17 protein-coding genes are annotated in these 22,229 nt (G+C 64.6%); 10 read left to right on the top strand and 7 right to left on the bottom strand.

The genetic code is table 11. The annotated features are described in order from the left end of the window. Positions 1-53: 53 nt before the first annotated feature. Positions 54-482, bottom strand: a complete 429-nt coding sequence (locus ABIE24_RS13745) for an ester cyclase (protein ID WP_354500582.1) — start codon at positions 480-482, stop codon at positions 54-56. Positions 483-760: 278 nt separating this feature from the next. Here ABIE24_RS13745 and ABIE24_RS13740 point away from each other — a divergent pair, with 278 nt between their 5' ends. From ABIE24_RS13740 to ABIE24_RS13725, 4 genes are all read left to right on the top strand, one after another. Next, the gene (locus tag ABIE24_RS13740) at positions 761-2,347 is read left to right on the top strand and encodes an MFS transporter (RefSeq protein WP_354500580.1); all 1,587 of its coding nucleotides are present in this window, start codon (positions 761-763) and stop codon (positions 2,345-2,347) included. Positions 2,348-2,496: 149 nt separating this feature from the next. Then, positions 2,497-4,173 carry a S8 family peptidase gene (locus tag ABIE24_RS13735; RefSeq protein WP_354500578.1) on the top strand — a complete coding sequence of 559 codons (1,677 nt, stop codon included), beginning with the start codon at positions 2,497-2,499 and terminating at the stop codon, positions 4,171-4,173. Positions 4,174-4,187: 14 nt separating this feature from the next. Continuing rightward, positions 4,188-4,409, top strand: coding sequence for a hypothetical protein (locus ABIE24_RS13730; protein WP_354500576.1), 222 nt, complete (start codon positions 4,188-4,190; stop codon positions 4,407-4,409). 29 nt (positions 4,410-4,438) lie between these two features. Next, positions 4,439-4,891 carry a hypothetical protein gene (locus tag ABIE24_RS13725; RefSeq protein WP_354500574.1) on the top strand — a complete coding sequence of 151 codons (453 nt, stop codon included), beginning with the start codon at positions 4,439-4,441 and terminating at the stop codon, positions 4,889-4,891. 10 nt (positions 4,892-4,901) lie between these two features. On the opposite strand, the gene ABIE24_RS13720 is transcribed toward ABIE24_RS13725, so the two are convergent. Then, the gene (locus ABIE24_RS13720) at positions 4,902-5,612 is read right to left on the bottom strand and encodes a TetR/AcrR family transcriptional regulator (RefSeq protein ID WP_354500572.1); all 711 of its coding nucleotides are present in this window, start codon (positions 5,610-5,612) and stop codon (positions 4,902-4,904) included. Between the two features lie 110 nt (positions 5,613-5,722). Between ABIE24_RS13720 and ABIE24_RS13715 the strand changes: the two genes are divergently transcribed. The 3 genes from ABIE24_RS13715 to ABIE24_RS13705 all read left to right on the top strand — a co-directional run bounded on the left by ABIE24_RS13715 (position 5,723) and on the right by ABIE24_RS13705 (position 10,173). Continuing rightward, positions 5,723-6,979 (top strand): MFS transporter, encoded by a 1,257-nt coding sequence (locus tag ABIE24_RS13715; protein ID WP_354500570.1) that lies wholly within the window; start codon positions 5,723-5,725, stop codon positions 6,977-6,979. 89 nt (positions 6,980-7,068) lie between these two features. Further along, positions 7,069-9,534, top strand: coding sequence for a beta-glucosidase family protein (locus tag ABIE24_RS13710; protein WP_354500568.1), 2,466 nt, complete (start codon positions 7,069-7,071; stop codon positions 9,532-9,534). A gap of 159 nt (positions 9,535-9,693) precedes the next feature. Further along, positions 9,694-10,173: a nuclear transport factor 2 family protein gene (locus ABIE24_RS13705; protein ID WP_354500566.1), complete on the top strand. Its 480-nt coding sequence runs from the start codon at positions 9,694-9,696 to the stop codon at positions 10,171-10,173. Between the two features lie 467 nt (positions 10,174-10,640). Here ABIE24_RS13705 and ABIE24_RS13700 read toward each other — a convergent pair whose 3' ends face one another. From ABIE24_RS13700 to ABIE24_RS13685, 4 genes are all read right to left on the bottom strand, one after another. Further along, positions 10,641-11,408, bottom strand: coding sequence for a M23 family metallopeptidase (locus ABIE24_RS13700; RefSeq protein WP_354500564.1), 768 nt, complete (start codon positions 11,406-11,408; stop codon positions 10,641-10,643). A gap of 542 nt (positions 11,409-11,950) precedes the next feature. After that, positions 11,951-12,400 carry a hypothetical protein gene (locus tag ABIE24_RS13695; protein ID WP_354500562.1) on the bottom strand — a complete coding sequence of 150 codons (450 nt, stop codon included), beginning with the start codon at positions 12,398-12,400 and terminating at the stop codon, positions 11,951-11,953. A gap of 259 nt (positions 12,401-12,659) precedes the next feature. Next, complete coding sequence (locus tag ABIE24_RS13690) at positions 12,660-14,429, bottom strand: SulP family inorganic anion transporter (RefSeq protein ID WP_354500560.1); 1,770 nt, start codon at positions 14,427-14,429, stop codon at positions 12,660-12,662. 176 nt (positions 14,430-14,605) lie between these two features. Beyond that, entirely contained in the window at positions 14,606-16,291 is a 1,686-nt protein-coding gene (locus ABIE24_RS13685) for an FAD-binding oxidoreductase (RefSeq protein ID WP_354500558.1), read from the bottom strand. A 63-nt stretch (positions 16,292-16,354) separates the two neighbouring features. Here ABIE24_RS13685 and ABIE24_RS13680 point away from each other — a divergent pair, with 63 nt between their 5' ends. Both ABIE24_RS13680 and ABIE24_RS13675 read left to right on the top strand, forming a co-directional pair. After that, complete coding sequence (locus ABIE24_RS13680; RefSeq protein WP_354500556.1) at positions 16,355-17,944, top strand: glycerol-3-phosphate dehydrogenase/oxidase; 1,590 nt, start codon at positions 16,355-16,357, stop codon at positions 17,942-17,944. Beyond that, the gene (locus tag ABIE24_RS13675; protein WP_354500554.1) at positions 17,941-18,867 is read left to right on the top strand and encodes a diacylglycerol/lipid kinase family protein; all 927 of its coding nucleotides are present in this window, start codon (positions 17,941-17,943) and stop codon (positions 18,865-18,867) included. Before ABIE24_RS13680 ends, ABIE24_RS13675 begins: the two co-directional genes overlap by 4 nt. 521 nt (positions 18,868-19,388) lie before the next feature. Here ABIE24_RS13675 and ABIE24_RS13670 read toward each other — a convergent pair. Next, on the bottom strand, positions 19,389-20,603 hold the full coding sequence (locus ABIE24_RS13670) for a hypothetical protein (protein WP_354500552.1): 1,215 nt from the start codon (positions 20,601-20,603) through the stop codon (positions 19,389-19,391). A gap of 213 nt (positions 20,604-20,816) precedes the next feature. Between ABIE24_RS13670 and ABIE24_RS13665 the strand changes: the two genes are divergently transcribed. After that, positions 20,817-21,965 (top strand): zinc-binding dehydrogenase, encoded by a 1,149-nt coding sequence (locus ABIE24_RS13665; protein ID WP_354500550.1) that lies wholly within the window; start codon positions 20,817-20,819, stop codon positions 21,963-21,965. The last annotated feature ends 264 nt before the right edge of the window (positions 21,966-22,229 follow it).

The raw sequence follows: 22,229 nt of genomic DNA, 5'->3' as shown, positions 1-22,229 counted from the left end.
CTGTACGCCGTTCCGGGAAGGCGCGTCGCCCTCGCCAGGTCAAGCCACGGGCTTCAGCCCGTCGATGGCTCGACATTGGCGCCGAGGGCTTTGAGGGCACCATAAAGGTCAGGCACGCCCCACCACTCGACGGCAAGGCCGTTCTTGAAGCGGAGCACGTGCATGGCGCCGATCGTCACGATATTTCCGGTCGCCGGCACACCGAGGAACGGTCCGACATGAGTCCCCCGCCACGTGATCCGGCTCGCAACCTTGTCTCCCTCGACGACGGTGTCCTCAATTAGTCCGCTGAGACCCGAGAAGCTGGTGTGCATTCCGCGCATCCAGAACTCAATGCCGGCAAGCCCGGGCGGCTGACCCGGGATGGCACCGTGGTCCACAATGTCCGGGTCGATTACTCTGGCAAGGGCATCCCGATCATTCGATTCGACCGCCGCGATAAGGCGTCCATACGCCTGACGCAATTCGTCTCCATCACGCATCGTTCCTCCTCGGACAGCACACAAGCAGCGGCTCAGCGTGCAGGCCGGAGTCGCCACATCAACGTTGCTCCCTGCGGCATCGCCGGATCAAGGGGGCGAATACGGCATGCGCTTCCGGCATCACACGACCGAGGGCCGGTTGCATCCTCATCACCCGGACCGGATGATGCACTCGTGATCCGTGCGCAATAGGTTCGACGCGAGAGCGCATCCCGCCGGACGGAGCCGAGCATGCCCACCTGGGACTTCATCAATTGGTCCTCTGAACCGGACACCCGATGAGCACGTCCGAGCCGGTACCGGCCACATTCAACGGCAAGCTGGCGCTCCTGCTGGCGATGGCGATGTTCGTGTTGGTCGTCGACACGTCCATCATGAACGTCTCGATCTCCGCCGTCGTCGAAGACATCGACACGACCGTCAGCGGCCTGCAGGGCGCGATCGCCCTCGAGGCGCTGGTATCGGCGGCGTTCATCCTGATGAGCAGTAAGGTCGGCGACCTCATCGGGCGCAAGCGGGCCTACGTCATCGGGTTGCTTTGCTACGCCGTCGGCGCGATCGCGATGACGCTCGCCCAATCGCTGATTCCGATCATCATTTTCTGGGCCCTGATCGGAGGGCTCGGCGCATCCCTGCTCCTCCCCGCGATGCAATCCCTCATTCACGGAAACTTCGAGGGTGCAGCGCAGGCGAGGGTCTACGCCACTGTCGGGGCAGCGGCAGCGATTGCGGCGGCCGTGGGACCGCTGATCGGCGGTTTCATCACGACGTTCCTCTCGTGGCGCGTCGCCTTCCTTCTCGAAGCCCTCATCATCGCGATCGTTTTATCCGGCATCAAGCTCGTCCACGATGTGCCGTACACAGGATCCCGGCAGATCGATGCCGTCGGTGCGCTGCTCTCGGTTGTGGGCATGGGTGGCATCGTCATCGGCATCCTGGTCTGGCAGGAGGGCGGCGGTCCGGTCGGGCTCCTGCTCGCGGTGGGCGCTGTCGGCCTCGGCGGTTTGGCGTATTGGCTCGTGCGACGCCACCGCCAGGGCAAGGCGACCCTGATCGACCCCGGGTTGTTCCGTTCGAAGCTCTTCCGGCTGGGTGTCACCGGGCAGATGTTGCAGCAGATCGCGCTCGGCGGAACCATGATCGTGCTGCCGATCTACCTCCAGATGGTGCTCAACTACAACGCTCTCCAGGCGGGTCTCTCGATCTCGCCGCTGTCGCTCAGCATGTTCGTCGTCGCGATGCTCGCGGGAAAGCGCGCCGGCAGGTGGCGCCCAGCGACCCTGATCCTGTGGGGGTTCCTGCTTCTGACAGCGGGACTGGTCGTTCTCGTCCCGCTGGTGCCCCGAGCGGATTCCGGATGGTGGCTTCTCGGTCCGCTGATCATTTCGGGGGTTGGCCTGGGACTGCTGGTGTCCCAACTGAACAATTACACGTTGTCGCCGATCTCGGATGAACGTGTCAGCGAGGCGGCGGGCGTTAACTCCGCCGCCGGATCGTTCGGCCTGTCATTCGGCCTCGCTTTCGCCGGCGCGATCATGCTTGCGTCACTCTCCCTCATCTTTACCAGCCTGGCCATGTCCAGCGACGTGCTTCCCAACGACGAGAAGCAACAGGTGGCCGAGGCGCTGGAAGAAGATGCTCAGTTCCTGTCCAACGCTGCCCTGGAGGAACTCCTCGTCGGCCAGCCGGAGGAATTCCAGGAGGAGGTCGTCAGCATCAATACCGACGCGCGACCCATAGCCCTCCAGATCGCCCTCCTGGTCCCGATCATCGCCGGTCTCGCCGGACTGCTCAACGGGTTCCGGATGCGTCGACTCCCTGATCCAGTGGCCAGTAGGGCCGGCGAAGGAACCCTTCTCGGGTGACGGCTCAGTGACGCCGGGGCGCTGGAATGGACTGACGCGGGGCGAGCACAAAGCCGCGAACCCGCGTCCAGGATGACCCGCTGAGAAACAGCGACGACGGCAAAAGGGCGCGATCGCTCGATCGCGATCCCTGCCAGAAAGGGATTCTGATGTCAGGCACGACACCAAGCGACTCGGGCGGGACTGAACCCCACCTGGACACGGATCCGCCCGACAGTGGCGTCAAGCGCTTCGCCTCCGGCGGTGGTTTGCCTCCCGACCTGTCTGCGTCGGCCTGGGAGCCGGGCGTTGTTGAGATCCAACTGAGGGAGGGCGTCGGTGCAGCGTCCGTATCGCAGAGTACCGATGAGGCGGCGGCCGAAATCAGCAGCAGAGCGAACGCGGATCTCTCCGAGCTGAACCGTGCACTCCAGCAGTACGGGTTGCAGCAGGCCGAGCCGACGTTCCGGCGCTCCGAACGTGAGGATGAGAGCACCAACGCGCCATCGGGCTCCGGCGTTCCCAGCTTCCTGAGCTTCGTCACGCTGCACTTCGCACCCGACGCCGACACCGTGACGATCGCCAGGGAACTGGAGCGCCTCCCCGACGTGCAACGCGCAGTCCCCGTCCCCAGAGCGATCCCACCGCAGACTCCCCTCAACGAACCACTCGTTGGCAGCAGCGATCAGGTTGTGCTTGACCAGACCACTGGCTTCGAGAATCAGTGGTACATCTTTCGCTGCCGGGTCAACCGCGCCTGGGCCCGCTCATCCGGCGCCGGCGTCGTGGTCGCCGACATCGACTGGGGCTACCGGACCAGTCATGAGGATCTCGCTGCCCGGCTGGAACTGAATCGTGCCTACAACTCGTTCGACGGCGGCACCAATGTGTCGCACGGAGCCCATATCTCGCACGGCACCGGCGTGATGGGTCTCGCCGGAGCGGCCGACAACGACAGAGGCATCGCCGGGATCGCGTTCGGTTCTGCTCTGTGGCCGATCCAGGCTAACGATGGACCCGGAACAGGCCTTGGGGGCAATGAGTGGGCGAGAGGCATCGACTGGGTCCGCACGGCCGACAGCGGTGGCAGGCGCAAAGTCATCATCCTCGAGGTGCAGACGGGATCGTACGGAAACTACGAGATGGTTCCGTCGGTGAACGCCGCGATTCGCGCGGCGATTGCGGCGGGCGTTGTGGTGTGTGTTGCCGCCGGCAATGGGGATCGCGACGCCGGTATCGATGATCAAGGCAACGCCATCCCTGACTCGGGTTCGATCCTCGTCGGCGCAACCGAGTATCACGCAACTGAGAATCGGCGGGCGTGGTTCAGCAACTTCAATGCCCGCATAGCCGTGTGCGCGCCCGGAGACGGAAGCCACGACCTCACCTGCAGCAGTTCCGGTGACAACGCCTACCGCAACGGGTTCGGCGGGACATCCGGCGCCACGCCGAAGGTCGCCGCGACGGCCTCGCTGATGCTGGCGGTGCACCCCGCGCTGACCCACGCTGAAGTGCGGAGCATCCTGATCGATACCGGCTCCACCGTGGTCACTGACGTGAACAAGCCGGTGGGCCGGTTCCTCGACGCGGATGCAGCCGTGCAGCGGGCGGCAAGCCTGACGGCGGGATGGAAGTACAACCTCACCGTCAACTCGGTTTTCGCCCACTCCCTTTCCCAGAACGCTCAGGCACACCTCTCGGGCCTCGGCTGGCGAGTGGTTGCCCCTGGCAGTGCCGAAGACGTCACCCGGCCGTTCGAGCTGCTCAGCGAGGCAGCCGCCACGGGTAAGACCGTGCACGTCTTCACGGAAGCCAACGGCCGAATCAGTTCGGCACAACTCGCATAGTTAGGAGCACGTCGATGTGGAACTATAACCTCACAGTCAACTCGGTCTTCGCGCACTCTCTGTCTCAGAATGCTCAGGCGCACCTCTCTGGACTCGGATGGCGGATCATCGCCCAAGGAGACCCGACCGGCGTCACGAGGGTGTTCGTTCTCTTGAGCGACGCCGCCAAGACGAACCGCAAGGTTCACGTCTTCATCGAAGCCAGCGGCAGGATCAGTTCCGCGCAGCTGGCGTGACCATCCGAGTGAATGAACGAGGAGCCACCATGGATGCGGAAACCCCGTTGCCGTTGGATGCAGTCAATCCAGACACGTCGACCACCCAGGAAGCTGGCGCCTTCGCGGACGGCACAGTCCCGCTCCCTCTGGATGCCGTCGCATCCGAATCAGGTCAAGGGCAACCCGACATCGACACCGAGGCAGCTGCTGCCGCTGGCACCATCCCACTGCCAATCGACGCCGTCGCGCCCGAACCGTCCCACGCACAAACCAGGACCGACACAGCCGCGGCCGCAGCCGGCACCACGCCGCTGCCGCTCGACGCTGTCGCTCCCGGATCGCCAACAAGGCGCTCCGACACCGATGCGTCCGCAGGCACTGTCCCTCTGCCGGTGGAAGAGTCGGCGGCTGGGGGCGACCAGGGATCGTCCTCGGAAAGACAGTCCACTCGGCCCGGGTCTCGAGCAGCAACAGGCAAGTCCGGATCGAAGGGCACCTAGCCCGCGTTTCCTAGGAGGGTTCGACGCGGCCTGAAGGCTCCGGAGCGTCGGCCGTCGGCGCCGTCCGCGGCACGTGCGGCTCTGCCTTCGCGGTGCCCTCGAAGTAAGCGAGGGCGATATCAAATGCCTCACGCATATCCACTGTGTCGTCGTAGGCCCACTGCAGCTGGAGCCCGTCGCTGATGGCGGTGAATAGCCGGCCGAGAACAAGGGGGTCGATCGAGCTCGGCAGTGTGCCCGCCGACTGCCGATCCCTGACGGCATCCGCCATCGCATCGACTGTGCGGCGATAGCGATCGGCGATGTAATCGTGAGCCGGGTGGTCCGGGGCTGCCGAATCAACGACCAGCCGCGAGTACAGCGCGACCAGACCCGGGGTGGTCTCGTTCTCGGTGACGGCAGCCGCCAGCAGGTCGAGGGAATCTCCGGGAGGCCCGCTGAAGCGCGCCTGGGCCGCATCGTCCCGTTCCCGAAGCACTTCGGCGAGCAGCGCTTCGCGGGAGTCGAAGTAGTGCAGCACACCCGCCTTCGTCAGTCCGACCGCGTCCGCGATCTCCTGGAGCGTTGAGGCCTGATATCCCTGCTGGGCGATCAACCTGAGCGCGGTGTCCAGGATTGCGCGGCGCTTCGCAGCGCCCTTGGCGTACCGGTAGTGGCTACGACCGGCCGCGTTCCCTGCCAATGGTGCATCCAGCCCGCCTGGTGCCTCTGCGTCGCCCATCCCCTGAGACTACCGACCCGGACGAGATCGCAAAACCTACCATTGGTTAGTTCCGTGCTAGTGTCGATCAGCGCTGCCAACGAGGGCGGCCATTTCTCTGTGGAGGCATAGTGGCCATCGAAATCACTGAAGTGCAATCGCGCGTCGTAGCGACGGATCGACCCGCGGGGTCCCGCCGGGCCGAGATCGGAATGCCGATCGCGCTGATCGGTCTGTTCGTCGCCCTGCTGCCGCCGGTGATCGTGTCACTCGCACTCAAGGTCAACGAAGTCGCACCAGACGACACCGCCGCGGTGCTCAGCCTTGCGCTCGGACTGGGCGCCCTCATGGCGCTCCTGATGAACCCGCTCGCAGGCCGACTTTCCGACCGCACACGCGGCCGCTTCGGCATGCGCCGCCCCTGGATCATCGGCGGCATCGTCGCGGGATACCTGTCGCTGATCCTGCTCACTCAGGCCACCGACGTGTTCTCACTCGTCGTCGCATGGATGCTTGTGCAGGCATCGTTCAACGCAGCCATCGCCGCACTCCTCGCGGTCATGGCCGATTCGGTTCGCCCGAAGAACCGCGGCAGGGTAGCCGCCGCTGTTGGCGTGGCGCAGAACGGCTCGCTCGTCATCGGCGTCTTCATCGTGCAGCTCTTCACCGCAACAACGCCGCAGGTACTCGTGCCCGGCGCCATCGGCTGCACCGTCGTGATCGTCTTTGCTCTCGTCTTCAAAGACCGCGTCCTCGTCGAGAAGCCGAGCACCGCGTTCGGCGTCAAGGAGTTCTTCGGCTCATTCGTGTTCAACCCTCGCAAGAACCCCGACTTCGGCTGGGCCTGGCTGATGCGCTTCCTGCTCACCGCAGCAGCCGTGACCGCGACAAACTACCTCGCACTCTTCCTCATCGATAACCTCGGCGTGAGCGAAGCAGACGCCGCGAACGCCGTCTTCTACGCAACGCTCTTCAACGTCCTCGGCGTTGTCTCCACCACCTTCGTCGCCGGCTGGCTCAGCGATCGCTTCGGCCGCCGGAAGATCTTCGTCTTCGCGGCCGCGCTCGTCGCCGTCGTGGGCCTGATCGTCCTCGCGATCGCGCCGGCTCTTCCTGTCGTCTACGCAGCCCAGTTCATCATCGGGGCGGGCATCGGCTCGTTCTACGCCGTCGACCTCGCGCTCATCACCGATGTGCTGCCCAGCTCTGAAGACAGCGGCAAGGATCTCGGTGTGGTGAACATCGCCCAGGCCCTCCCGCAATCGCTCGTTCCCGCGGCCGCGGGCGGAGTGGTTGCCGCTGTCGGCTACCCCGGGCTGTTCCTCACAGGCGCAGTGCTCGGCGTCCTTGGGGCCATCGCTGCATTCCGTGTCAAGGGAGTGCGCTGATCCAGCGCAGGTAGCTCCCGAACCTCTACTCTTCGCCGCCAACCTCCAGCCGCGGCATCGGAACTCGAATCACGAACGAAGGACCCACAATGTACGACTCCGCTGCCGAGACCTCCCGACTCACCGAGCTCGCCGGACGCCTCACCCTCGAGGAGAAGGTGCAGCTCATGACCGGCCGTGACTTCTGGACGACGTGGCCGATGGAAAAGATCGGCCTGCGCCGGATTCTCGTCAGCGACGGACCCAGCGGAGTGCGAGGCGAAGTGTGGGACGAGCGATCGCCGTCACTGAATCTGCCCTCGGCTACCGCGCTCTCGTCGTCGTGGGACACCGGCATCGCGGCTCGCTACGGTGCCGCGTCCGCGGTCGAAGCGCGGCGCAAAGGCGTTGACGTCGTACTCGGCCCAACGATCAACCTTCAGCGCTCGCCGTACAACGGGCGCCATTTCGAGGCGTTCAGCGAAGACCCTCTGCTCACCGCCGACCTCGCTGCCGCTTATGTGAGAGGCGTACAAGAGAACGGTGTCGGAGCCACTCCGAAGCACTACATCGCGAACGAGTACGAGACAGAGCGCTTCACAGCGAACAGCGTTGTCGATGAGCGCACCCTGCGCGAGGTCTATCTCGCTGCCTTCGAGAAAGCCATCACTGAATCGCGGGCGTGGCTCGTGATGAGCTCGTACAACTCCATCAATGGCACGACCTCGACCGAGCACGACCTGCTCGAGACCCCATTGAACTCCGAGTGGGGATTCGACGGCGTTGTCGTGAGTGACTGGACGGGCGTTCGCAGCGTTGCTGCGGCATCCGCCTCTCAGGACCTGGAGATGCCCGGGCCGAACGGCGCATGGGGTAAGGCCCTCGTCGACGCTGTTCGCACCGGTGCCGTAGCCGAGGAGGCAATCGATCGCACGGTCGTTCGCCTGCTGCGTCTGGCGGCCCGAGTCGGCGCGCTCGAAGGCTTCGCCCCCGTTCAGGCCACGCCTGTGACGGTGGAGGATGGAGTCGCGTTCGCCCGCGAGGCCGCGTCGGCCGGCAGCGTGCTGATGCGCAACGAGAACGGGGCGCTCCCGCTCGACGTCACCCTGCTGTCCAGTGTCGCAGTCATCGGCCACAACGCGCTCAACGCCCGCACTCAGGGCGGCGGCAGCGCCACCGTTCTCCCCGCACGCATCGTCACGCCCATCGACGGCATCCGCGCTGCCCTGCCGAACGCCACCGTCACGTACTCCCGCGGCGCGGTCGTCCAGCGCGGCATCGCCGAGATCACGCTCGCCGAGATGACGAACCCCAGAACCGGGGATGCTGGTGCGCTCGTCCGTTTCCTCGACGCATCGGGTACGGAACTTTTCTCCGAGGACCGGCTCGCCACCTCCCTGATCTACTTCGGCGGCGACGCACCGACCACCACGGCCACCGTGATCGAGATCAGCGCCCGGTGGACTCCGCCGGAATCGGGCGACGTTCTGTTCGGGTTCAGCGCGGTCGGCCGCGGACGGGTGTACGCAGACGACGTTCTCCTTGTTGAAGACGGTGCCGAGGCGGTCGGGATGGATCTCGGGGCGAGCCTGCTGGCACCTCCCGCCGTCAGCGGCACCGTCACGGCCACGGCCGGCGTTCCCATCGAGCTGAAGGTGGAGTTCGAGCTCGCCAAAGTCGAGGAGGGCCAGGGCGGGCTCGCCGGCATCGTGGGCGTCACCGTCGGCTTCGAGGCCGACGAGTCGAACCCGGACGAGTTGATCGCCGAAGCCGTCGCGGCCGCTTCGGCCGCTGAGGTCGCCATCGTGGTCGTCGGCACCAACGCGCAGGTCGAGTCCGAAGGTTTCGACCGCTCCAGCCTCGCACTGCCCGGTCGGCAAGACGAACTCGTGCGCGCCGTCGCCGCCGTGAACCCGCGGACCATTGTGGTCGTCAACGCGGGATCGCCCGTGCTGCTTCCGTGGCGCGACGACGTGCAGAGCATCCTGCTCACCTACTTCGCAGGCCAGGAGTTCGGCGCCGCCCTCGCGGACATGCTATTCGGGGCAGTCGAGCCGGGCGGACGCCTCCCGACCACCTGGCCGGCGGCGGAAGCCGACGTGCCGGTCAGCTCGGTGACCCCCGTCGACGGGCAACTCGTCTACAGCGAAGGCGTGCACATCGGCTACCGCGCGTGGCTGCGCTCAGGCGTAGCGCCCGCCTATGAGTTCGGCTTCGGGCTCGGCTACACGCACTTTGCACTGTCCGAACTCGGAGTGTCCGAGAGCGGCCGCCCTCAAGAGGGCAGCGTCGACGTGTCGGTCACGGTGACCAACACGGGTGAGCGCTCGGGCAAGCACGTCGTGCAGGTCTACCTCAGCCGCGCGGACACCGAGGTCGACCGCCCCGCCCGATGGCTGGCAGGCTTCACCACCGTGCAGATCGACGCCGGCGCGTCGCAGCGCGTGAGCATTCCGGTCGCGACGCGCGCGTTCGAACACTGGGATGCCGGATGGAAACTCGAACCTGGCACGTTCGCCGTGCACGTCGGCTCGTCGGTCACCGACACCCCTCTCTCGGCGGACATTTCTCACTAACCAGGGTGATGCCGTGCCCCTGATTGGGCTCCGTCAAGGACATGGGTCTCCTTTCCCGGCTGCGACGATGGGCGAGCCTCCTCTGCGAGGTCGGACACCGTCCCTATTGTTCGAGGCGGGGCTCGCGACGGGCCTTAAGAATCTGCGAAGGAGATAAGCATGGCCGACTCAGGCATTCAGGGGCCCAGTCTCGAGGACCGGATAGCCATCGACGATCTCTTCAGTCAATACCTCTGGGCGCTCGACACCGGCGATACAGAGGCCTGGCTCGGAAGCTTCGCAGAGGGAGCCGAGGCTTGGGAGGATCAGCCGGACGGAAGTACCTGGAAGGTGCAGGGTCGGGACGGCTTGCTTCAGCTCATCCAGAAATATCATGGCGATCCCAAGTTCCCTGGCCACCAGCATCGAGAGACGGCACGCCTGTTCAGCCCGGATCCGGAGGGACGCCCCGATCACTGGGCAGCTAGGTGCTATACCTCCGCAACCGCCTTCGACATCGAGTCACATTCTGCAACCCTCTACTGGACGGGTTACTACCGTGACATCGTCGGAAAGATTGACGGCGAATGGAAACTTATTCGTCGCTGGATCGCACCGTGGACCGGCGAGGTCCTGAAGCGATTCGAAGGCAGAGCATAAAACCTGTTGGGACGACCAACATCCGGAAACCACATCACTCAAGGGGACGTAACCACTACGGGTTCTCGTTAAGCACACGGATTTGTTCCCGATACTGCTCGGCTGTCAACTCGCCTGTGGCGAAGCGCTCGTCGAGAATCTGACGGGCCCGACTCGGTCCGGTTACCGGCGCCGCTGCGGAAGGACCTTCACTCCGACTGCTTCCTCTGCCGAACACCCTGACCGTAAGCAGGACGAGTAGCACAATCCCGGCAATTAGCAGCAACCCAAACAGCCATGACACGCTCATGTCCCAGCCGTATCCCCACATCATGGCGAACTCCTCCACTCGGTGATCGGTTCATCTCATTTGCCCTCATGGTACCCCCGGAGGGTATAAGTGGGCAGAGAGCCGGGGCCCAAATCGGGTGCCAAATGGATGTTGCCGCCTACGAATTCCGCGGGGCTCGCGCGCAGTGGTGGCGAGGTCACATGGACACGCCGCGGGCGCGAAGAAACGGTGTCGGGTTGGTGAAGGACCCACTGATGCGAATCTTCAGGTCCAGGTGGCAGCCGGAGACGACGCCCGTGGCTCCGACATTGGCCACAGCGGTTCCCGCGCCGATCGAGTCGCCGACGGACACGTGAAAGGACCCACTTTGAAGATGCCCGTAAATCGACTCGACGCCGCCGCCGTGGTCGACGATCACCCTCTGCCCATAAGCACCGGCACTCCCGACAAAGGTGACGCGTCCCGCTGACACGGCGCGGACCGGAGTGCCGCACGTGTTGCTGAAGTCGACGCCGTCATGGAAACCGTTGGAACATCCTCCGCCGTTGCAAATGATTCGTCGCGGACCGTATGGAGATGAAATCGGTCCGGAAACTGGTCGGTGCCACTCCCCTGCGGCACCGGTGAAGATGTTGTTCTGCACCGAATCGTGGATGGCGTCGCTGGTGCCGAGTTCCGACTTGCTCGATTTTTTCTGCGCCGCGGCCTTCGCTGCTTCGGCTTGAGCCGCCGCCGCGGCAGCAGCAGCAGCGGCAGCGGCTCTGGCTGCAGCCGCCGCCGCGAGCTCCTCAACGGTGGTCGCCGAGTAGCCGTCTCGCATGAACTCTTTCTGACGTGCAGCGGAGCTAACTGTGAAGCTTTGAACGTCACCGCCGAGCATGGCGTTGCCTTGCAGTGGCATCTCCTCGCCCGGGACGGCAAAGGCGGGAAGGGCCAACGTCCCGAAAATCGCCGGGATGACCACCCCCACGGTCATCGCTGCTCGAAGGCGTCGGAACCGCTGCGCTCGGGACGTCGATCCGACTGGACGAGGTACGCGTTTCGGATTCGAGGGCGAGACGCGAACTGGAGGCGTGGTCGCAAGTCGAGCCTCAGCTCGCCTGCTCCGACGGGTCGGTAATGCGCTTCCTACGGGTTGAGGGGCGGCCATTTCGTTGGTCATGGGGTCCTTGGTGTCATCGCCGGGCGGCGGAAGAGAGAGGGTGGGGTCGCCGGGGCATACGACCCCACCCAGTGGAGAGCGGCAGTTAAAGGCGGCTCTCCGTTGGACGCGCGAACGCGCCCAAGTCGCACGGGCCAGAGGGACCCGAGGAGGTTTTGCAAGGGATGGAATTCTTCGGACTGTGTCGAGAGGACTGTTCCGGCCATCTTGACGGCATCCGCATTCTCGCCATCAACGCAGATCTACAAGGGACGATTCATCGATCTGTTCCAGTCAAAGTCGAGGACACTGTGAGCCACGCCTACAAGAAAAGTGGCGGCAGCAGAGATAAAACAGTGTTCGGCTTAGGTGCGACTAATAGAGAGAACGGTCAAAGAGGGAAGATAGGAATGCTGTCTGGCAGCAGCGACGGCGTGACTTGACCACCGCAATGTTGCAAGAAGCCGACGGCGGATGTCAGGGTGCCTGGCCAGGACCGTGAGGGCAGTGAGAACCAGAAGGAGGGCGCTGAACATTGCGATCAACGCGTTATCCAGAGCGCATCGTTGATTACAGGCCTCATCCTGATCGATCGCTCCAGACTGGGAGGTGACGCCTGGAGTTGTCACGGCTGCCTGATGCGCGGCTTCATCACCCGCGTGAGAGTGCGTTTTCGACGAAGCGATGGTTTCCATTCCATGCGCTCCGCTCACGGCGTGCAATGCGAGAAACCCGACGAGCACCGAACCGACCAGGAAAGAGATGATCAAGAGACGACTGAATGCAGACAGACGATCGAGCGGAACAGGGCTCATCGCAGTACTCTGCACCTCGCTCTCGCTTTCTCCTCGTCGTTGGGACGGACGTTCTGGAACGCCGAAGGGTACCTTTCAAGAAAGATAGCGTCTGGAGGTTCGTGAGCAAAGCTTTAGTCGCAAATTGCTGTCACGCCACGGGCCTACTGCCTTTGTCACAAATCAACGAAGCATTGCGTGTCCTCGCAACCGGAACGTCGCTTGGTGAGGTCGAGCGCATACTGGGCGCCGCACCCGGGCGACCCGCCTCGCTCCGAGGTCAGGCGTCCGGAGTGTCGTCGATGTCGTGTCGCAACTCACCGGTGATGGCGTCCACCGCGGCACCCACGGTCGATGCGAACCGCTCGTCCGTGAATCGGCCATTCAACCCGTAGCGCTCGAGGGTGTCCTTCACCGGTCCTTTGAGTTCGGCGAACACGAGCGTGATCCCGCGCGAAGCCAGCCAGTCGTCCAGATCAACGAGCTCCTCGGCGGCAGTGGTGTCCAGATCCGTGATCGGCTCCGAAGCCAACACGAGCGTGCCCAACGGCTTTCGACCGCTCCGCTGGTCCTCACGGATAGACCGCTGAACCTCTCGGCGGACCCACTGGTTGAAGAGCCCGCCGTTGACGAAAAAAAGAGGTGCGTCGAAGCGGAGGATCAGGATCCCCGGCACCCGCTCGGCGTCGGGATGGCGTTTCCGGTCGTGGTAGCCACGCCGACCGCGCATCAAACCCAGTTCGGTGCGGTATGGCCGCCAGGCCCGCACCACGAAGGCCACGAAGGCGAGCCCGATCGCCAACCCGATGCCCTCCAGCACCCCGACGAAGAAGACCCCGAGAAAGGCTGCCGTGGCCAGCACCGCATCGGTTCGGTCCATCTGCCACAGCCGTAGATAGTGCCCGACATCCAGGAAGCCGAGCGCTGCCGAGATGACCACGGCGGCCAACACGGCCTCGGGAAGATACTCGGTGGCCCCGGGCGCCCCCAACATGAACACCACGATCAGGAGCGCGCCGACGACTCCGGTCAGTTGGGTCTTCGACCCGGCCTGCTCGGCAACGGGGGTACGTGATCCCGAGGCGGACACCGGGAATCCACCGAGCAGGCCGCCGGCGATGTTCGCAATCCCCAGGCCTGCCATCTCGTGGTTGCCCCCCACAGCTTCGCCGCGCCGGGCGGACATGGCACGTGAAATCGTGACCGTGTCCGCGAATGCGATCAGCGCCACTGCCGCTGCCGGCCCGGCAAGGAGGCCGACGTCGGACCAGGCCAGCCCGCCCAAGGCGGGAGCCGGGAGGCCACTCGGCATAGAGCCGACGACGGGCACCTCGTCCTGCAGCTGCCACACAACGGTCACGACGACCGCGGCCGCCACGGCGACGATGATCCCGGTCACCCGTGCGCCCGGCCATCTTCGACGAGGCACACAACGGAAGGCCAGAATCACCCCGAGCGAGCCTAACCCCAAGCCAGCCGCCAGAGGCACCGCCTGTCCCCCGGCCAACCCGGCCCCGACCCCGAAGACTTGGCCCAGTGGTTCATCCGCGCCGATGTCGACGCCGAGGAGTGCGGGCAGTTGGGAAATCATCACGACGAGCGCGAGGGCATTGAGGTACCCCGTTCGGATCGGAACGGACAGCAGATCAGTGACGAAACCGAGCCGCAGTACGCCCCCGATCACGAGCAGCACCCCGACCATAACCGCGAGCAATCCGGCGAGGGCGACAGCCCGTTGCTCGTCACCAGCAGCGAGCGGCACAATCGCAACCAAAAGGATTGGTGCAAGTGCTGAGTCGGGGCCGAGGACGAGGATCCGCGACGGGCCGACAAATGCGTAGACCAGCAGAGGGACGATGGTGGCGTAGAGACCAGTGTGGGCAGGCAGACCGGAAGCCTGCGCGTACCCAATGCCCACCGGGATGAGGACGGCGGTGAGCACCACGCCGGCTCGCAGATCCGCCCACAGCCAGCGACGGTCATAGGCCGTCGCGACCCCTATACCGGGCACGAGTAGCTTCACACCCGCCCATACACTCTCCCCGGACATACGCACAGCATAGTCGGGGGTCGGTCGTGCGCAGGAAGACCGTCCACAAGCGGCAGGCCAGCGCCACTCCATCTCGAGCGCCCCGCACGACAAGCAGAAAGAGGACGCCAGGAAGGATGCCCTCGGCGAACCACCCATCGCCCGAAAACGCGCGCTACCGGACCCCGTGAAGCGATTCAACCCGGTATCTGAGGAGTCTTCGGGCCGGGAATGAGTTTCCCGGGATTCATGATCCCTCGTGGGTCGAGAACACCCTTGATTCCGGCGAGAATGTCCACGCCCACCTCTCCGATCTCAGCGGCAAGGTACGGAGCATGGTCGACACCGATGGCGTGATGGTGCGTGATCGTGGCACGGGATTGCATGACGGCGTCGCTGGCGGCCTTCTTCACGCGCGCATTCTGTGCCAGAGGGTCGGCTTCGAGCCCACCCAGGAAAGTGAAGTACAGCGAGGCTCCGTCTGGGTACACATGAGAGATATGCGCCTGGACGTGTGCGCCGGCGCCGTTGACCATGAGTGCGCTGCCGATGGCCTTTCCCACATCGCGGTGGGTCGATTTCACGCGGTTCCATGACGTGGCCGTCTCAACCGTTTCGACGTAAACGCCACGGGTCAGCAGTTCGTCGCGCAGGTATGGTCCGCTGAATCGTGCACGCTCCCACGCCTGGGCCGGCACCGGCCCGACGAACACCCCTCCTGCTCTGCGGAGGATTGTCGCGCACCGCCGCCGTCGAGCGTCGGTCTGGTTGTCTGCACCTTCCCATACGAACAGTGCGAGCGCAGGACTCCCCTGCCCGCGGAACCGAAGATACATCCGGAGCAAGCTGGACTTCCACCCGCCTGACAGGGCAAATGTTGATTCCGTCTCCGGGGCGTCGGCAAGCCGGCACACCTCTGGCATGTCACCTTTCGCTCCGTCCTGGACCAGGCGACGCAGTGCCTCGGCCCCGGCCTCGAACGAGCCGAACGTCCATGCACCGTAGCTTCGGTGTTTCGGCGCGCGGTGGATTCGCATGGTCGCCTCCGTGATGACACCGAACGTTCCTTCGCTTCCGACGAACACGTCCAGGAGGTTCGGTCCCGCCGCTGTTGCCGGTGCCAGCCCGCCCAGTTCGAGCGGCCCGCGTGGAGTCTCCACATGCAGAGCCTTCACCATGTCGTCGCTCCGGCCGTAGCCGGTGGAAGCCTGACCGGCCGACCTCGTCGACAGGTATCCCCCGAGCGATGCCTCCTCGTAGCTCTGGGGAAAGTGGCCAAGGGTGAATCCGAGCTTCCCGAGAGACGCCTCCATCGCGGGGCCGCGGATGCCTGCTTCGAACGTCGCCGTCAGGCATATGGAGTCAACCTCGACAACCCGGTCCATGCGGCCAAGGTCAAGGGCGATGACGGCACGGAAATCTGCCTTCAGCGGTTCGACGCCGCCGACCACGCTCGTGCCACCGCCGAAGGGAACGACAGCGATCCCCTCCTGGTCGCACAGCGCGAGGATCTGCCGCACGTCTGTGCCCGAGCCGGGGAAGATCACAGCATCCGGTGCATCGCCGGCGTCGCCTGAGCGACGGCGGATAAGATCCGAGGTGCTTTTTCCGCCGGCATGGAGAATGCGCTCCTGGGCACTCGTCGAAACGTGCTCGGCTCCGACGATTGCCGAGAATTGATCCAGGGCATCCGCCCCGAGGGAGCCTGGTCGCAGTCTCACGTCCGACAGATCGACGGGAGGGTGAACGGGCTCGACGGATGCGAGTTTCAGCCGCCTGCGCAGAAAGGCAAGCCCGCCGGCGTTCAGGGGCCTGGCCCGGGACGGGTCGCCCCACCCGTACCAGACGGAATGCGAAATCGTCCCTGAGAGGTCGGCCACCATGGGTTACAGTGTTCCATACCGGGCCACCATCGGGTCCCGGTCAGCCGGAGCCACAGGGCAACCATGGAACCTATCGGTGCAGACTCGACCTGGATCAACGACGCGACGCGAGCCAGCTCGCTCAACTCTGTGACGACAGATGGCCTTGACGTCATCGTGATCGGCGGCGGCATCACCGGAGCCGGTGTGGCCCTGGATGCCGCGAGTCGCGGGCTCTCGGTGGCGTTGTTGGAAAGCCGTGACCTGGCCAGCGGGACGAGCGGATACAGTAGCAAACTGGCGCATGGCGGTCTTCGCTACCTGGCGAAGCTGGACTTTGCCGTCGCTTGGGAATCCGCCGTCGAGCGACGGTGGCTCATGACCGAAATCGCGCCGCATCTGACCCGACCGCTCGGTTTTCTCGTACCGTTCACGAGTGACGGATCCCGCCTCGGATCCGGGTCTGTAAGAGCCGCCGTCGCGGTCTACGACATACTCCGTCGGCTCAGCGGACTCCGGAGTGCGGTACTGCCGCGTCCGCGCGTCGTCAGCAGCGAAACCGCCCATGCGCTTGTGCCGGGGCTTCGAGCGGAAAAGCTGCGGGGTGGCCTGCTGTACTGGGACGGGCAACTCGAAGACGATGTGCGACTCGTGCTCGCCGTCGCCCGGACAGCGGCCCGGCTCGGCGCCCACATCCTGCGCGACACCCGGGTCACGAGCGCGAGCGGCACGCACGTGGATGCCGTGAACGAACGCACCGGAGAAATCCTGCGGCTCACGGCAGGGGCGGTGATCAACGCGACGGGTGTCTGGGCCCCCGATTTCGAACCAGATTTACCAATGACTCGGAGCCGGGGAACACACCTCGTCGTGCGCGCCGAGCGGCTGGGCAATCCACGGATGGCGTACACCGTCGCCGTTCCGGGCGCTTTCGGCCGTCACGTCTTCGTCCTCCCGCAGGGCAGCGGGCTCGCCTATGTCGGTCTGACGGACGACGAAGACGGCACGAGCGACGGATACGGTCCACTGGCTGCTGAGAGGGACATCGACTTCCTGCTGGAGGTCGTGAACACGACGATGGCTGACCCGCTCAGCCGGGATGATGTCGTGGGAGCATTCGCGGGGCTTCGACCGCTCGTCGGTGCGAAACGAGGTGCGCGCTCCGGAACATCCGACATCTCACGTCGCCACATCGTTGTCGACACGCCAGGAAAGCCGATCACCGTTGTGGGTGGCAAGCTGACGACCTACCGGAGGATGTCGGAAGACGCTGTGGATGCCGCTGTCGGTCGACTGGGTCTGGACAGGACGTCGCCCACGCGACGGCTCGCTCTCGTCGGGGCCGCGAAACCGGAACGGCTGGCCGCCACCAGGGCCCCGGAGCGCTTGGTACGGAAATATGGCACCGAGGCAGAGATTGTGCACAGCCTGGCCCGGCTGGATCCCTCGCTCAGCGAACCCGTCTTCTCTGGAACGAGCGTGACCGGCGCCGAGCTTCTGTTCGGCGTCCTCGCGGAGGGCGCATCCTCCGCAGACGATTTGCTGTTCAGGCGCACCCGCCTCGGGCTGGTGCCCGCCGATGCCGCTCGGGCCAGGCAACGGGCCGAGGAAATCCTCGCATTTGCCCAGCGTCAGTTGCCGCACGGGCAACACTTCGAAGGGCCGACACCATGACACCGGCCGGCGCCTCGACGACGCGGAATGTACTCCTCCTTGTGAACCCCACGGCGGGGCGCGGACGTGCGCTTCGGCTGTGGCCCGCCGTCGACCGCGCACTCCGCGACGACGGCCATACCACCTCCGTGCACATCGCCCGCAGCCTCACCGATGCAGAGCGAGCTGCACGGGCAGCAGACTCCTCGACGATTGTCGCCGTTCTGGGTGGCGACGGCTTTCTCGGTGCGGCGGCGGCCGGCGCGCGCGAATCCTCAGCGGTATTGCTGCCTTTGGCAGGTGGCCGCGGCAACGACAACGTGCGACGGCTGGGGCTGCCCCTTGATCCGGTCGTTGCGGTGGGCGGTTTGGCGCGCCTCGATGAGATTGTCATGGACTTGGGGATGGTCAACGGGCGCCCGTTTTTCGGAGTGGTGAACGTCGGGCTCGACGGGGTGGCCAACGAGCACAGCAACCGCTCGCGATTAAACCTGGGCCCGCTCATCTACGTGTACGGAGGCGTCAGGGCACTCTTCGAATGGCGTGACGTCGCCTTCACACTGGCTGTCGACTCCGACGACCGGACGTTCACAGGCTGGTTCGTGGCTGTGGGAAACGTGGGCCAGTACGGCGGCGGAATGAGAATATGCCCGGATGCTCTCGCTGACGACGGGCAGCTCGATGTGGTCTTCATGGGGCGGACGCCAGCACGCGCGGTGATCGCCACGTTCCTCCGATCGTACAAGGGCAAGCATCTGGGTCATCCGAGGGTGACGCAGCTCCGCGGTCACCGGGTGAGGATCGCGGCCAACAAACCCCTCAACGTCTATGCCGATGGGGAGAAGGTCGGACCGCTACCGGCGGACGTCCACGTGCTTCCGGGGGCGATCAAGGTTCTCGTGCCACCGGGCTCACCTGTGTTCCGCCCTGTCACCGTCGGCTGAGCAGAGCGGCGAAGTCCTGCACCTCAGCGCTCCAGCGCTTCTTGCTCAGGAGGCGTCAGACCCGCACAGGGTCGATGAACTGGCGCAGGGTCCTTGCCGCACTGCAGGCCAGGGACGGCCGTCTACCTGACCGAATGGACGTCGCCGGGCGATAGTCGCTGGAAGATCACCTCGTGGAAAGCTACGACGCGGTTGCGCGCGCCACGAGCCGGTGTCACTCATGGACGCTTCACCGTCCCAGGACTGGAACAGCAATGCATCCAAGCCCAGACTTCCCACATTGGCGAGCCGCCGGCGGACCGCGTCGGCGGTGAAGTGGGGATGGCGCCAACGCGGATGGACCTGGCGGTTTGGGGTGGTCCGGCCGGAAAGTCTGCTCGCCGTTGCGGCTGACGATCGTGCCTGCCAGGCGAATGGACGGCACGGGGCTAGTGATGCCGAAAACACAGGGGCGCCGCTCGCTGTTTTCTTGCCCGCGCTGGCCGGGGGTGAACCGCCGTCTCAATAATTGCGTGTGATTACTACCGAATCAGGCGGTATCGCGATTTCACCTTTTTGGCCAGCTTGTAGTCGATCCAGTTTTGGGCGTCGACGAAAAACGAGTGAGAGAACCAGGCCTCGCGCCTCGCCCAGGTGTTCGTAATGGGGAAATGGGGCAGTTTCCTGCCGTCAAATTTCTGTCGCGCTTCTCGACTCATGAGGGAGTCAGCAAGCACGACGAGATCCATGCGCGTCCGCATCGCGATGACACTCTGGACGTTCGAATTGATGCTCTTCCACTCTTTGTCGGGGCGGTGTATCGCTGGCGTGTGGAGAAGCACAAGCATCTTGATCCGCTGGCCTGCGGCTGCGGCGTCGAGCGCGACGTTACCGCCGTGGCTGTGCGCGTAGATGGTGTCTATCCATCCCGCACTTGATACGATGTTCTGCCAGTGGTAGAGGTCGGCAGCTCCCTGCGCCCGTGCCGCGGCTGAGTATTCGCCGCTCCAGATGAAGTAGGCCTCGTCGTCGTATAGATTTTTGGTTGTGGACCGAAGGTGATCGTGTAGATCAGATCGAGGCTCGTACCACCCGTTATTGGTCACGAGGTCCCAGGTCCCGTGAATCGTGGTGCTAACGGGCGTATCGTATGGTGCTGTGTTCGTATCCGCCACGACAGGCGGAGGCAACGGCCGAGGTGGCCGCACGATTGCTGAAGCGATTCCCCTTATGAGGTCGTCTGTCGACTCAGCGAAGTCCTTCAGGACTACGTTGCTCAATTCGAGTGAGCCTCCGGAGAGAATTGCCAGACCAGCGGCGGCGGCGACGGCCTCAAGGTCGTGGTCCGAATGTTGTCGCAAGTTCAAAAGCGCCACGAGGGTGTCGGGATCCTTCGCGACTGATAGGTTTCGCCAAAGTCTCTGCGCCGCATCCCGCTCATACTCCCCGTCATTAAACCGACCAAAGAGGTCTGTTGAAGCGCCTGTCAGACGATTGGTGAGACGGTCCAGTATGCTCTGATCGGCCCAACGCTGATCAGGGCCCGGCGCTTTTACGCGCGGGATTCCAAGTTCACGACTATCGTCGTGCACGGCCTGCGCCAACTCCTTGGGGCCGAGCGCGTGCGCAGACATTCCCAGGTACTGGCCAGCGCGGCTAGCTATCGCCGATGAAGAATTCGAGCGGAACGCCTTCACTCCGTGTACAGGTTCCAGCCGGGCCCTTGCTGCGGCCGCGGCGATTATTACGCCAGACATGGTGTGCTCCGTTCGTTCGTCGAACAGTAGCGCTGGGTCTGCTGAGCGCGCCACCCCGGGACGTCGCCCTGTCAGAGCGAACTCCGACGGCCCGTGGTCAACACGAACCGAATGCTCTGCCAGAGGTCGGCGAGGTACCGCCGTGCTCTTGATTACACGTCCCGCAGCCTCCAGACTGGGGTGCGGCTGCGTTCCGCCAGACGAGAGGGACAGATGGCAATGCCGCCACTTCCGAAATTCATGAAAGCCGCCGTGCTGTCGGCGAATTCGCCCAGCCTGCAAATCGAGACCATCCCGACTCCGCAGCCGCGAGCCGGTGAAGCCCTCGTTCGCGTTGCGGCCTGTGGGGTCTGCCACTCGGACCTGCATGTCATGAAGGGAGAGGTCTCCTTTCCTCGTCCCGCCGTCATGGGGCATGAAATCAGCGGCACCATCGTGCAATTCGGCGCCGGCGTCGCCGCCGTGGACGGCCTCAACATCGGTGACCCCGTTGTCGGCGCCTTCATCATGCCCTGCACCACGTGCCCAGCCTGCCTTCGAGGAAGGGATGACATGTGCGCCAACTTCTTCGGCCAGAATCGATTGAAAGGAACCCTGTACGACGGAACCAGTCGGCTGAGCATGCCGGACGGCTCGTTCCTGGCGATGTATTCGATGGGTGGTTTGGCGGAGTACGCGGTGGTGCCCGTTTCGGCCCTTTCCGTCCTCGACGCGTCGGTGGATCTGGAGACGTCGTGCATTCTGGGTTGCGCAGGCCTCACGTCGTATGGTGCCGTGTTCCGCGCGGGTCAGGTCGAGCCCGGGGATGCCGTCGCGATTGTCGGCTCGGGAGGTGTCGGATTGAGCCTGATCCAGATGGCTCAGGCGGCTGGCGCGACCACCATCGTCGCGGTCGACATCTCCGAGGAAAAACTCGACAAGGCTCGAGAGCTCGGAGCGACACATACCGTCAACGCGCTTGACCATGACCCCGTTGAAAGTGTCCGCGAGTACACGAGCGGAGGCGCGAATGTTGCATTCGAAGCGCTCGGCAACCCGACCACGTTTCGTCAAACATCGAGGATGCTGGCGGACGGCGGCCGGATGGTCGCGATTGGCATCGCTGCAGGAGCCGCGACGGGCGAGATCGAGATAACGCCCCTCGTGCGGCGCGGCTACACCCTCGTCGGATCGTTCGGAGGCCGAACCCGAGTCGACCTTCCCGCCGTGACCAGGCTGGTCACATCAGGGGACTTCGACGTCAGCAAACTCGTCACCCGACGGTACGCGCTCGACGACGCCAATGCGGCCTACCAGGCACTCGCTCGCGGGGAAATCACAGCCCGCGCGATCATCACGATGCCTGCAGCATCGAGTCACTGAACCGCCACCTGCTGCAGCTCCGGCAGGGACTCGGAGCCGCGAAAGAACAACAGGCGCCCGTCTTTCGGAGTGGTGAACGTCGGGCTCGACGGGGTGGCCAACGAGCACAGCAACCGTTCGCCATTTAACCTGGGCACTCAAGCAGGACTACTGGCGGTCCACCCGCAGTTTTCCACGGCAGTTGGTGTCCGAACTGACCGTGGACAGGCTCCATCGATCAGAGGGATCCTCTCCATTCGTCGGATCATCCCGTCCGGATGACGT

Origin of the sequence: Mycetocola sp. 2940 (genome assembly GCF_040548835.1) — a bacterium.
Taxonomy (GTDB): Bacteria; Actinomycetota; Actinomycetes; order Actinomycetales; family Microbacteriaceae; genus Mycetocola_A.
This window is presented reverse-complemented; position numbering and strand designations above follow the sequence as displayed.